Origin of the sequence: Nostoc sp. ChiQUE01b (genome assembly GCF_034531255.1) — a bacterium.
Lineage (GTDB): Bacteria > Cyanobacteriota > Cyanobacteriia > Cyanobacteriales > Nostocaceae > Nostoc.
This window is the reverse complement of sequence record NZ_JAVRBM010000040.1, coordinates 16,523-29,537: the sequence shown is the minus strand read 5'-3', so window position 1 is coordinate 29,537 and position 13,015 is coordinate 16,523. Positions and strand designations below refer to the sequence as shown.

Below are 13,015 nucleotides of genomic sequence, written 5' to 3'. Positions count from 1 at the left end.
AATGAAAGAATCTGTCGCTTTCACAATTACTGAATCCAGCCAGACCGGAGAAGCTCGTCGAGCAGCGATCGCTTTGGCAACTAAGCTCGGCTTTCAAGAAGCTGAAAGGAGCAAGGTTGGTATTGTGGTGACAGAGGTTGCTAACAATTTGGTACAGCACGCCCGCGGCGGAGTAGTGCTGCTGCGATCGCTCAAGCAACATTCCAGAATTGGCATTGAAATCTTATCACTAGATAAAGGGCGGGGAATGGTGGATGTGGATGAGTGTTTGCAAGATGGCTTTTCCACAGCCGGAACTTTAGGTAATGGAATGGGGGCAATTCGTCGTCTTTCTGGTTTATTTGAAATTTACTCCATTCCCAACCAAGGAACAGCACTCCTCGCTCACCTCTGGCCAGACCCAGCCCCCCATCTACCTGAGAAGATTTTAGAAATTGGAGCGATCTGTTTGCCCAAACGAGGAGAAGAGGTTTCAGGAGATGCCTGGATCTGTGAAGTCGATAATTGTCGCAGTCTGTTGCTAGTAGCCGATGGTTTAGGGCATGGGCCTGCGGCTGCCAGTGCTGCTGACGCAGCCGTGAGAACGTTTCAAGAACATTATCAGCATTCTCCTGGTGCGATCGTCAAAGCTGCCCACGCCGCCTTGCGAAGTACACGCGGAGCGGCACTGGCCATTGCCGAAATCGACTTTGAACAGCAGTCTCTTTGCTTTGCTGGAATTGGCAATATTGCTGCTAGTATTTTCTCCTTTACTGAGCACCACAATCTGCCATCTCACAATGGCACGGTCGGACATGAAATCCGCAAAATTCAAGAGTTTAGCTATTCTTGGTATGCCAATGGACTTTTAATTATGCATTCTGACGGATTAGGCGCTAAGTGGCAGCTCGATCGCTATCCAGGCTTGATGCAAAAACATCCCAGTCTGATTGCAGGTGTGCTATACCGAGACTTTAACCGAGAGCGAGACGATGTGACAGTGTTAGTCGCCAAAGGAATGGGCAAATGACAAGCATTTTTACGATCGCCATCCAGTACGAACAGGATGTTGTGCAAGCTCGGCAACGAACTCGTGAGATCGCCGAGCAGTTAGGCTTTGATGCTCAAGATCGGGCGCGATTGGCAACGGCAGTTTCCGAAATTGCCCGCAACGCCTTTCAATATGCCAAAGGCGGAACGGTTGAATTTGGCGTGGCCGGAGAGCCTCAGACGTTTCTGATTCGGATTCAAGACCGAGGTGGGGGCATTCCTGATTTAGCAGACATTTTGGCCGGATGCTACACCTCTGATACAGGAATGGGGCTAGGCATCGTCGGCACCCGCAGGTTGATGGATTTCTTTGAGATTGAATCGCTGCCGCAGCAAGGAACAACGGTAACAATCGGCAAAAGGTTGTCAAAGCGCACGCCTACTTTTACCGATTCCCAATTGCAGCAGATTCGAGAAACCGTAATTGGGCGATCGCCCGAAAATCCATATCAAGAAATCCAGCAGCAAAACCAGGAATTACTTCGGGCAATGGCAGAGTTACGCAAGCGTGAGGAAGAACTGAGCCAACTCAATCAGGAACTGGAAGATACTAATCGCGGTGTGGTTGCCCTCTATGCAGAACTGGATGAGAAAGCCAGCTCCCTGCAACAGGTAAACGAGCTAAAAACCCGCTTTCTCTCGAACATGAGTCACGAGTTTCGCACGCCGCTCAACTCGATTCTCTCCCTCTCTCGGATGCTGCTAGCAGGGATGGATGGCGATTTGACTCTCGAGCAAGAAAAGCAGGTGACATTCATCCAAAAGGCGGCAAGCGGATTATCAGAACTGGTCAACGACTTACTGGATTTGGCAAAGGTAGAAGCTGGAAAAATTGAAGTGCGTCCCAGTTCTTTTGAAGTAAGTGACTTGTTTGCCACGCTGCGGGGGATGCTGCGCCCATTATTGGTTCAAGGCTCCTCTGTAGCGCTGATTGTCGAGGAACCTGAAGGTATTTTGCCCCTCTATAACGATGAGGGGAAAGTCGCTCAAATTCTGAGAAACTTTGTCTCGAATGCGCTCAAATTTACCGAGCAGGGAGAGGTGCGTGTCACTGCTGTACAAACGGGTCATACCGTCACCTTCTCTGTATCTGATACAGGCATCGGCATTGCTCCCGCCGATCAAGAGCGGATTTTTGAGGATTTTATGCAAATTGAGTCCCCTCTGCAAAAGCAGGTGAAGGGAACCGGGTTAGGATTGCCGTTATCGCGCAAGCTAGCAGAGCTAATCGGCGGCAGCATTTCGGTGAAAAGTCAGCCCGGTGAAGGCTCTACCTTTACAGCCTTGATTCCCATCGTCTACCCAGATGCCACCGAATTGACCACCGTACTGCAACCAATTGCATCAGTTGAGCCAACTCGCCTGCCCATTTTGGTGGTTGAAGATCATCCAGAAACCCTATTTATTTACGAAAAGCACCTTCAGGAATCAACCTATCAATTGATTGCTACCCGCACCCTAGCTCAGGCAAGGCTAGCCTTACAACAATTTCGACCGGCAGCGATTATGCTAGATATTTTGCTGGAGGGGCAAAACGGCTGGACGTTCTTGCGAGAAATCAAAGGAGATGAAACGACTCGCACTATCCCTGTACTTGTGATTACCATTGTTGATAACGAGAAGCAAGCACTGGCGCTAGGAGCAGACGGTTTTCTAATTAAGCCGGTAGACAGATTGCCCCTGTTGAACAAACTCAATACGCTAATTACTGAGAACAAGCCTCAAAAGGTCTTGTTAATTGACGATGACCCCGCTTATCGGTATATTGTGAAACAATTGTTGATAAATACACCGTTGAGTATTTTAGAAGCCGCGAACGGAGAGGAAGGATTAAATTTGGCACAACGGGAGCAGCCAAACGCGATCGTGCTGGACTTGGAGATGCCAACGATCGGCGGGTTTGATGTACTCAAGCAGCTTAAGAACAATTCCATCACTCAGTCAATTCCTGTAATCGTTCACTCATCTGCTCAACTGGATGCAGAAGTGCATAGCCAATTAGCGAAACAAAGCATTGCGATTGTTTCCAAAGAAACAGGCTCTCAAAGGACGGCGATTGCCCAACTTCAAGATGCGCTCGTCAAAGCCGGACTTGTTCTAGAGGTTTCAAGGGAAAGTCATGTCTGAGCCACGAGTTACGATCCTGCATGTTGATGATAACGAAGCCAATCGTTACGTTGTTACCCGGATTTTGCAAAATGCAGGCTTTACCGTCGTGGAAGCGGCAACTGGAACGACAGGATTAGAAGCCGTTGCGAACTTTCAGCCTGACTTAATAATTTTAGATGTCCAACTACCAGATATCAGTGGCTTTGAAGTCTGTCGCCAAATTAAGGCAAACCCGGAAACGGCTTTTATCCCTGTGCTACACCTTTCTGCAAGTTTTGTCCAAAGCCAGGATAAAGCAGAAGGCTTAGACAGTGGTGCTGATGCCTATTTAGCACAACCCGTTGAACCGATTGAACTACTTGCCACTTTGCGATCGCTGCTGCGAATTCGTCGAGCGGAGGAAGCTGCTTTGTCCTCAGCGCGGGAGTGGCAAACCACCTTTGACTCGATCAACGACGGCGTATCTCTGGTAGACCGAGAAGGTATAATTCTGCGCTGTAATCGAGCGATGATGCAGCTTTTTGACAAGCCCTCCCACGAAATCTTAGGTTGTGCTCACCATGAATTGATGGACGCAGAATTGGGAATCGGCGATGGCACTTGTTTTCGCCGGGCGAAAGAAACCCACCAACGGCAAGTTCTGGAATTTCAGGCGAAAGGACAGTGGTTTGCCAAAACCATCGACCCGGTACTTGATGAGCATGGGACTCTCACAGGCGCCGTTTTCATCCTATCCGATATCACCGAACGTAAGCGAGCATCAGCCTTGCTGCAAGAGCAGAATGATCGCCTCAATCAATTGATGATTTCTTTGCAGCAACAGACTGAACAAGCGCAGCAAGCCAACCGCATCAAAGATGAGTTTCTCGCAGTGCTATCTCATGAATTGCGATCGCCCCTGAATCCGATTCTAGGTTGGGCAAGAATTCTGCAAACGAGTCACCAGGATGCAGCCAAAACTCAGTACGCCCTCGAAACGATCGAGCGCAACGCGAAACTGCAAGCACAACTAATCGAAGACCTGCTCGATGTATCGCGCATTCTCCAAGGCAAGTTGAGTTTAAACACAGTTCCAGTCGGTCTCACTTTTACTATCAAAGCTGCCCTTGAAACCGTGCGGCTTGCTGCTGAAGCTAAATCTATTCAGATTCAAACAATATTTGAACCGAATGTTGGGCAAGTATTGGGTGATTCTGGTCGCCTGCAACAAGTTGTTTGGAATCTACTTTCTAACTCGATTAAATTTACCTCACAGGGTGGTCAAGTAGAGGTGCGGTTAGAAAGTATAAAGGATGAAGTCGATACTCATCCTGTAGAATACACTCAAATCACTATCAGCGACACTGGTAAGGGTATCTCTAGTGACTTTCTACCCTACGTCTTTGACTACTTCCGCCAAGCCGATGGCACAACGACGCGAAAATTTGGCGGGTTGGGATTAGGGTTAGCGATCGTGCGTCATTTGGTTGAATTGCACGGCGGAACCGTTCAGGCAGCGAGTTCTGGAGAAGGGCAAGGAGCAGTATTTACAGTCAAACTGCCACTGATCCCTGCTTCAAAATTGCATCAAGTTAATACTGGCGATCGCAATCGCTCAGACTTGAATTTGAATGGATTGCAAGCACTGCTTGTAGACGATGATAAAGATTCGCGCGAGTTCATTGCCTTCATCTTAGAACAGTACGGAGCACAAGTGACTGAAGCGGACTCAGCACATGATGCTTTGAGCAATTTGGGACAAGCAAAATTTGATTTGTTAATCAGTGATATTGGTATGCCCGATATGGATGGCTACACACTAATTCGTCAAATTAGAAAACAGTCACCCGATCAAGGCGGAGAAATTCCAGCGATCGCCTTGACTGCTTATGCGGGAGAAATCGATCGACAACAAGCACTAGCCGCCGGATTTCAACAGCATATTTCTAAACCAATTGAGCTAGAAGTATTAATACAGGCTATTTTGACTATAATAACGGTTTAGCAACCTGAATTTTAAGGTTTTTGTACCGTGTGGGAAGCCCTTCGGGTGACGCTCCTGCATCGCTAACGCTGCGCTAACAGCAGTCGCTCATGGGGAGCCAGTGCGTTGGGCGACTCTGCCGACTTGTTCGCGCAGCGTCTCCCCTTCTCCCAAAGGGAGAGGCTAGCGCCAAGGGAGAAGCAACTGGCGTGGAAACCCCCTTCTCTACGAGACGCTCCGCGTTCGCGTAGCGTTCCGAAGGAAAGGCGCTAGCCTCTCTCTTTGGGAGAAGACCGCGCTGCTTCACCGCTTTGCGTCTACATGAATTGCCTCTACGTGAAAACTTTACTTAACATTGGTCTGAGAAATAACCGTCACACAAGCATTTACTAAGGGTAACAGTGGCCCTAGTTGCTCTTGTCCATTCACTGCTAAATCGCTGTGACACAAATAAACTCTCTCGGATACACGAGACAGTAAATCTGTCAAAATCTTTTGCAGTCTTTGTTCTTCTGCTAATTTTTCATCTTCTGCTGTCCAAGGTTCGCCTAACCTGTCTCGCAGGAAGAACGGCGCACCGAACAAAGTCGCTGCGCCACCTTTCGCCCATAGAGGCGAACCAGCATCCAGCCAAAAATGCCATTGGTGCGATCGCCTACTAGATCGATATTGAAATATAGTTGCTAAGGTGAGAGCCTTTCTCGCTCCACCAATAGGGCGTACAGGGTAAGGGTTAGCGGTAATCGTCCCACGTCGCAGTAGTTGAATGAATTCGATAATAGTTGCGTGAGGCGTTGTTTCTACTGGGGCAATTTGTCGTAACCTGGTGTCAATTTCCCAGTAGTGTTGGGCAGTTTCTAATAATTCCCGCAATGCTGCTAGTTGTTCGTAGGGGAGATTACTCCCATTCCACAAAAAGCGTACAATTGCTCTGTCCAACAGAGAAATGGGACTGGGAATTAACCGCAATTCTTGTTGCGATCGCTGCTGTTCTAACCACTGTAATATTTCATTATATGCTGTAGTCGCTGCATAGCCGATTCGATCCCAACGCTCAAAGGCTGACACTGGTAGCAAATTGGGGCGATCGGGATGGGGTACAAAGCAGTAATCTGCAATCAAACCAGCACGTACCGGGTCAATATGAGTGCTGAGTTGTGAGTGCTGAGTGCTGAGTGAGGAGTTAGGAGTTAGGAGTGAGGAGTTTTCTGGTGGTTGTTTTCTGCTCAAGACAACTAGCATTTCTGCGACGGCATCCCGATCTACGAGGCGGCCCAAGCCGGGATAAACTAGGGCCAGCATGGTGAGTAAGGCGCGAATCACGGGCGAACTAATTAGGGGACGTTGGTCATTGAGCGATTCGACTGGGATGTTTTGCTTAACGAGGATTTCTACTAGAGTATAACGAGCGATCGCATCTAAACCTGGTGCAATAATCGCCACTTCTTCTGGTTGCACTTGCTGAGATTGAATGGCGTTAGCAATTACCTCTGCTGTTTGCCGCAACAATTGGGCGCGGGAGGTGGTTTGAATTGAATGCACTGTTTTTGGTAAACTCAACAGTACCATCGGTTCTGTGACTAATTCCACCATCTGTTTAGTCAGTTGCTCGCTCAGAGACTTTGGAGGCGGCCCATTTAAGATTTCTACCCGACAACGCTCTGCTAACCCTTCTAGGTAGTTGGGATCTGCTCCCAATCCCAATCGCACCGCACCATCAGGATTGTAGCTAAACGCGCCAACTGCACCGCGATCTAATAGCAACTCAAACAAAAGACGCGCTACGCTAGGATAGTCATCGACATCATCCGCTAGTATCGCCTGATAGCGTTTAGTTAGGTGCTGCTGGTAATTGCGATCGCTTAATAAGTGCTGACTATAAAGTTCGGTAATAATCCCATAAGTAAGTAACCCCCTCTCTAAACACCAATTACGCCAATCTAGTAGCAAAGATGCCAAAAATTCCGGCTCTAAAGTTGTGGTATTTTCCCCCATACCCCTGGCCAAAATCTGGGTAATATCTTCGCAAGGTACACCACTGTAAGCTGCTAATTGTAATAAGTCCAAGATGCGACGCACTAAGCGAGATTCATTCACTCCCGCAAGACGTAAAATTTCTTCGTCTAATTGGGGACGCCAAAGTTTGGTTGCTAACTCTTGCTCAGTTTCTGGTCGCAATCTTACCGGAAACTGTGCCTTCAGGTTCAACGAGTTAATCAGCAACGGCCAAAATAAAATAACTTCATCCTGAAAAAAACCTAGTGGCGTCTTGGCACGAACCGGATATTTACCCAACGTAGAGGTAACAATTATATCTCCTAACTCTCGACGATTATCATCATTGGCAGCTAAGACTAAAACTCCCGGCTCTGTTTGTTTAATATCTAAAAATTCCGGTAGATGACCAGTTTTTTTACGTCCGGTTTTTTTTGTATAAAATGATTCAGTAGATTGTTTTTCTGATTTTATCCAATTACAAAATTGCTGTACCAAGCGAGCTGTCTTACCACTGCGGCTAGTGCCAACAATCCAGACCGAATCATAAACCACAAACTTTCTCCTTGTAGATTTGTTAGTATACCTCGTGCGTTAACTTAAGGTTAATAGTCACCAAATAATGCTGAATGATTGTCTGCAATGAAAAACTCTGTTTTTAGTCAAAAAATCTATTCTTTCTTACTTGCTGCTTATCGATGGTACTTACAGACTCCTGAACGTTCTTTAGATGAAGCTTACAATGCAGCATTAAAGATTCAGGAAATAGAAGATAAGCATTTCAATGGTAATAAAATAGACATTGACTCAGCCATGTACAGTAACAGTGTGATGGATTATTTTGAGTCAGACCTCAAGAAGCTATTAAAAATTGCCAGGATGCGGCTGACGGAGTTTAGAGGAAGCCGTTGGTTTCTAAATGAAGAGAATCAAAAAGCTGCTCAAAAAGCAGGTATAGAGTATCTGAGTCCTGCTTTAGTTTTGGAAAAGCTAAACTTTATCGATCAAGTTATATCTAAATACACAACAAGTTCTGATCAAATAACTTCTAACGCTTTAGTAGTAAAACCTCCAAGTCTACCAGTTAACTCTGTGATATCTGACGACAAATCGCTGCTCGTCAAAACTCCAACATTACCACCCAAAATACCAAATCAAGACTTAAATAATAAACCAAAAGCCAAGAGTAAAACCGATACAACGGGTGTTTTACCTCGGTCTATTTTAAGTACTATCAGTCGTCTGCAAGCTGAATTAGACCCTAATTCAGAACAAGAAGTAATTCAGAGTTTTCGTCAAACTCAAAAAAGAACAATAATATCTATCAGGTTTCTTTTACTATTAATTATTGTACCACTTTTAACGCATCAGATAGCAAAAGCTTTCGTAGTTGGCCCAATTATTGAGAGATTTAGAACCACTCAGGAAATGCAGATATTTCTCAATTCCGAAATGGAAGAAGAAGCCCTTGTAGAATTACAAAGATTTGAAGAAAAGCTCAAGTTTGAAAGTCTCATTGTTAAAGCCCCTCCACTGTTACCTGAGCAGATGGAGACTGAAATGAAAAAAAAGGCTATAGAGCTGGCTGAAGAATTTCGTCATGAAAGCTCTGGTGCGATCAAAAATGTTTTTGCAGATATGTTCTCGGTGGTTGCTTTTATCTGGCTTTTGCTAGTCAGTAAGTCTTCTATTGCTGTGCTCAAAGATTTCTTTGATAATATTGTCTATGGACTTAGTGATAGTGCCAAGGCATTTATCATTATTTTGTTTACTGATATCTTTGTAGGATTCCACTCTCCTCATGGCTGGGAAGTACTCTTAGAAGGAGTATCACGCCATTGGGGATTACCGGCAAATAGAGATTTTATCTTCTTATTTATCGCTACATTTCCGGTGATTTTAGATACTATCTTTAAGTATTGGATCTTCCGATATTTGAACCGGATATCACCTTCTGCTGTTGCGACTTACCGTAATATGAATGAATAGGGAATAGGGAATAGGGCAAAACAGTTCCGAGTTCCGAGTTCCCAGTCCTGAGTAAAGAAGCAAGATTCCCAACTCAGCACTCAGCACGGGCTAAACGCCCCGCTACCGGTAACATGACTCAGCACTCTTGAGGGGGCATTGGGAAAAATTTTTGGTGTTTTATTTTAGAATTTGAGCGAGGTGGGAAAATCTTAAAAATTTTGAATTTTGATGAAAAAGACACTTGCTGGGTTAGGAAAGTTTAACAAAATTATCGCCATCAGTTTACCTGTAGTTTTGTTGATTTTATTGGTGCAGATGCAATCTTTCACGTATCAAGAACTCATTTCGCCAGAATGTCAGGTGAAAAAGTGGGATCTACCAGTGTCCTTGACTGCTGAAAATCAAGATGCATTTCCACAAAAACAAAAATTACCATTAATCCCAAGACTACCAATTACTTGTTGTCAAAGTGATACCTCTTGTTTGGATGAAGTAATTTATGGAAAAATACCAGAGAAAAAGGCACTGATAAGTGCGATCGCTCGCAGTCTTCAATATCTGCAAACAGCTAATGCTGCGGCTGCTTATCAAAACTATCCGGTGGCTGGGATTACGCGCGATCGCGTCATCAAAAGCTTGCAAAGATTCCGCGAACTCCTATTAAAAACCAATTCTGCAACAGAATTACATCAAGCCACCCTGCGAGAATTTGTTCTTTACCAGTCAGTCGGTAAAGATAACAAAGGTTCCGTTTTATTCACCGCCTATTACGAGCCACTTTATGCAGCTAGTCGCGTCCCCACAACAGAATATCGCTATCCTGTTTATCGCTTACCTCCTGATTTCAACTCTTGGACTAAGCCTCATCCAACACGCGAGGAGTTAGAAGGAGTAGATGGTTTACAAAGTGCAAAAGGCAAATTACGAGGATTAGAGTTGTTTTGGTTTCGCTCTCGCCTTGAACCATATCTAGCTCAAATTCAAGGTTCAGCGAAACTTCAGCTTCCCGATGGTACTCAAACCACAATCGGCTATGCGGGTAATACTGCCTATAACTACAAAAGTATTGGGCGAGAATTAATAGATGATGGCAAATTACCGCAAGAAGGTGTAACTATGCCAACTATTCTCGATTATTTCCAAAAGCATCCCCAAGAATTAAATATTTATATTCCGCGCGATCGCAGCTTTGTTTTTTTTCAAGAAAATCACGGAAAGCCAGCCCAAGGTTCTATCAATGTACCACTAACAGCAGAGCGTTCTATTGCAACAGATAAATCTCTCATGCCTCCTGGTGCTTTAGCGTTGATTCGCGCTTCTATTCCCTTTGTTAATCCTACCGGAAAAATGCAGGAGCGCATTATTAGCCGCTATGTTCTTGACCAAGATACCGGAGGTGCAATTAAAGGTGCAGGTAGAGTGGATTATTTTTTAGGTACTGGGAAAATAGCTGGCGATCGCGCTGGTGTTACAGTCAGCAATGGACAATTATTTTATCTCTTACTCAAGTCCAAGAATTAAACGCACTCGCATTTTAAGACCCGGAATTGATATAACTCTACTACGACAGCCCTCTCTCTTCATCCTCTTTTTTTGGTGAAGGTATTGCTGAATAAAATACCTTTACTCAGCACTTCCATAACACCGAAAATTGGTTTAAACAGTGACTCTTGTACCGTCAAATTTGGTGAAGGTGAAGCCATTGAATATTTCGTTATAACCCAGTCTCTCATCCCTGAGCAGACTAATAGCAACCTCTTCTCCTAAAGCCAAAGCAGCGGAACCATCCGAACGCCAATGGATACCACCGTGACCGCGGCCAATAGCATAATTAGTTGCCAGTTTATTCAACTCTCCACCCACAGTTAGTGGTGATCCACTGTAAGAAATTACTTTTGTCGGGTCATTGGGGTCAGGCACTACTGGTGAGGGGATAACAAAGTTTTCATCAAAGAATGCTTTCAACAGTGTGACATTGACGCCAGCGATCGCAGCCGCACCACCACTATAGGAGGAATGGGTTGGCGATGCTTCTGGATATGCTTGGGGCAATAGATAAGTGCTGAAGGTGCTAAAGGTCTGAGCCAAAGCTTGGGAATTGAAAATCTCAGAATTAATCGGGTACTGACTTTTATTGACAATGTTGTTGTAAACTAGCCCGCCATAGGCTTCTGGACGCAGAATCCGGTGTACATAATACTTCTGCCAGTATGATGCTCTAATCGCACGCGAAGTACCCAAGTTAAGCAAGGCTTGTAAATGTCCCACTGCAAACGTTGCAGCAGAACCAACTTGAGTTCTTGAGTTGACGTAGGGATTACCCGGATTCAAAGGTGTACCGATGCTACCAAGAATCAAGGAGGCTCCCAGGTATGTAGGGCCGCCAATATGGGCATACTCACCTAAATCCCGAACCGTGACTATGTAACGGTTTTTGGGATCGTATTTAATGGATTTCCCGGAACTACCTCCATTTTGAATAGCCAACCATTCCTGGAAACTGAGTAGAAAGTCATTACCAGGAAGAGCAGTACGAATCAATGGCGAAACAGACTGAGTTCCCCAAGGAATAGTTAGCAACAAAAATTGTGAGATATAGGGCCCATCTAGTACCCCTGGCGGAGTAACATATTTTGTACTTGAACCGGAACCGACGTAGTTGACACTACCACGAAATAAAGTTTGAGGGGTGACACGGCCATTTTGTTTTGGCCCTCGAAACGCCGAAAGCTTGTTGAGGTCTTCGACAGCTGCCAAGACTTTCGGGTTATCAGTATTGTTTTGCAGCTTGGAAAGAGGTACATCTCGGAGTAAAGCTTGCCAATAGAGTTCAACTGCTTCAGCAGCGCGATCTGCACTAGCTAGAGATGGTGGTGGCGGCACAGCTATTTGGGCTGCATTGATCCCTTCTAGGCTAATTGCTAGGGGCCCTTGAGGATTGACCAGCTTTCTGGTACCACCCAAGATAATATTTTCATAATCATTCGGGTTTTGTGTTGTCAGTGCTCTGGTTAAAGAGTTGTAAGCTTCTAGCTTGACTTCGCCTAGTTCGTTATGCGGTAGTCCCCTACTATCAGAGCCGATTTTGTTGGGATAACGCTCCTCATCGCCATTGGTTGGATGCGGCGGAATGGGGATACTCCGTTCAAGTCTGGCTGCTTCAACACGGACTCGATAAGCTTTATCAACAAACCTGTTGTAGTCGAACGGTCGATTATACCGTCTGTTGATATCTTGGGCTTGTACAACATCTCCAATATCTCCTCCGTTCTTTGAGGAGAAAGGTGAACCTAAAACTCCTGCAACAACGCTAGCGGCACTAAACAAACCAGCGCGACCGAGAAATGAGCGTCTGCTGGCGTGACTACCAAAGAAACGTTTGCTAGCTACATGGGGTTGTTTCTTATCTATTTCGCTATTAGCCTGAGTATCTTGTTCGGAACCTTGATGAGAATTTGGATCTAATTGCATGAGATGTTCTCCACTGGAAAAAAATAATGCCAAAATCTAGCCATAAGTAAATACATGAGCATCTGAAAACTAGAACAACTAGCTACACACAAATGCCCACCTCTAGAGAAACAGGGTAATCTAACGAGATTTGGGATGATATCTGGGGTTACTTTACTGGAAGGTAACTTGCATAGGAGTGATATCAGGTTTGGTTAAACACTTAATAATATCTGTAGGTTGGGTTGCAGAACGTAGAACCGAATGCAAACAGCACCTGGAGAGAGGGGCTTCTTGCAGGGGAACCCAACATTTGATCCTTGTTCATGTTGGGTTAAACGGCAGTGAAACCCAACCTAAATTGATAGATTTTATTAGAAGTAATCACCCAAACTTAATATGATTCTCCTGACAGTAATATCGGCATTCAGTGCTGGTATGATGCCTTGATCGCATGGCTGTTATACTTTTGTAGTTGTAATCAGTGTGATCGGATGT

7 protein-coding genes are annotated in these 13,015 nt (G+C 45.2%); 5 read left to right on the top strand and 2 right to left on the bottom strand.

All coding sequences use genetic code 11. The features are described 5' to 3' along the window. Position 1: 1 nt before the first annotated feature. From RMY63_RS23830 to RMY63_RS23820, 3 genes are read left to right on the top strand one after another with little or no spacing between them, the layout of a single operon-like run. The gene (locus tag RMY63_RS23830; protein WP_322731085.1) at positions 2–1,009 is read left to right on the top strand and encodes an ATP-binding SpoIIE family protein phosphatase; all 1,008 of its coding nucleotides are present in this window, start codon (positions 2–4) and stop codon (positions 1,007–1,009) included. After that, on the top strand, positions 1,006–3,156 hold the full coding sequence (locus tag RMY63_RS23825; protein ID WP_322731084.1) for an ATP-binding protein: 2,151 nt from the start codon (positions 1,006–1,008) through the stop codon (positions 3,154–3,156). Before RMY63_RS23830 ends, RMY63_RS23825 begins: the two co-directional genes overlap by 4 nt. Then, positions 3,149–5,122, top strand: a complete 1,974-nt coding sequence (locus tag RMY63_RS23820) for a response regulator (protein WP_322731083.1) — start codon at positions 3,149–3,151, stop codon at positions 5,120–5,122. The genes RMY63_RS23825 and RMY63_RS23820 overlap by 8 nt, the downstream gene beginning before the upstream one ends. A gap of 324 nt (positions 5,123–5,446) precedes the next feature. Here RMY63_RS23820 and RMY63_RS23815 read toward each other — a convergent pair whose 3' ends face one another. Continuing rightward, entirely contained in the window at positions 5,447–7,651 is a 2,205-nt protein-coding gene (locus RMY63_RS23815; protein ID WP_322731082.1) for a recombinase family protein, read from the bottom strand. Between the two features lie 78 nt (positions 7,652–7,729). Between RMY63_RS23815 and RMY63_RS23810 the strand changes: the two genes are divergently transcribed. Both RMY63_RS23810 and RMY63_RS23805 read left to right on the top strand, forming a co-directional pair. Then, positions 7,730–9,085 (top strand): proton extrusion protein PcxA, encoded by a 1,356-nt coding sequence (locus RMY63_RS23810; RefSeq protein WP_322731081.1) that lies wholly within the window; start codon positions 7,730–7,732, stop codon positions 9,083–9,085. Between the two features lie 210 nt (positions 9,086–9,295). Further along, positions 9,296–10,588 carry a murein transglycosylase A gene (locus RMY63_RS23805; RefSeq protein ID WP_322731080.1) on the top strand — a complete coding sequence of 431 codons (1,293 nt, stop codon included), beginning with the start codon at positions 9,296–9,298 and terminating at the stop codon, positions 10,586–10,588. A 135-nt stretch (positions 10,589–10,723) separates the two neighbouring features. Here the strand turns inward: RMY63_RS23805 and RMY63_RS23800 are convergent, their stop codons facing one another. Further along, positions 10,724–12,538 (bottom strand): vanadium-dependent haloperoxidase, encoded by a 1,815-nt coding sequence (locus RMY63_RS23800; RefSeq protein ID WP_322731079.1) that lies wholly within the window; start codon positions 12,536–12,538, stop codon positions 10,724–10,726. Positions 12,539–13,015: the final 477 nt, after the last annotated feature.

Excerpts from the sequence above, each read along its gene's own strand:
- RMY63_RS23830 (WP_322731085.1), top strand. The coding sequence starts at position 2 with ATGAAAGAATCTGTCGCTTTCACAATTACTGAATCCAGCCAGACCGGA.
- RMY63_RS23825 (WP_322731084.1), top strand. The coding sequence starts at position 1,006 with ATGACAAGCATTTTTACGATCGCCATCCAGTACGAACAGGATGTTGTG.
- RMY63_RS23820 (WP_322731083.1), top strand. The coding sequence starts at position 3,149 with ATGTCTGAGCCACGAGTTACGATCCTGCATGTTGATGATAACGAAGCC.
- RMY63_RS23805 (WP_322731080.1), top strand. The coding sequence starts at position 9,296 with ATGAAAAAGACACTTGCTGGGTTAGGAAAGTTTAACAAAATTATCGCC.
- RMY63_RS23800 (WP_322731079.1), bottom strand. The coding sequence starts at position 12,538 with ATGCAATTAGATCCAAATTCTCATCAAGGTTCCGAACAAGATACTCAG.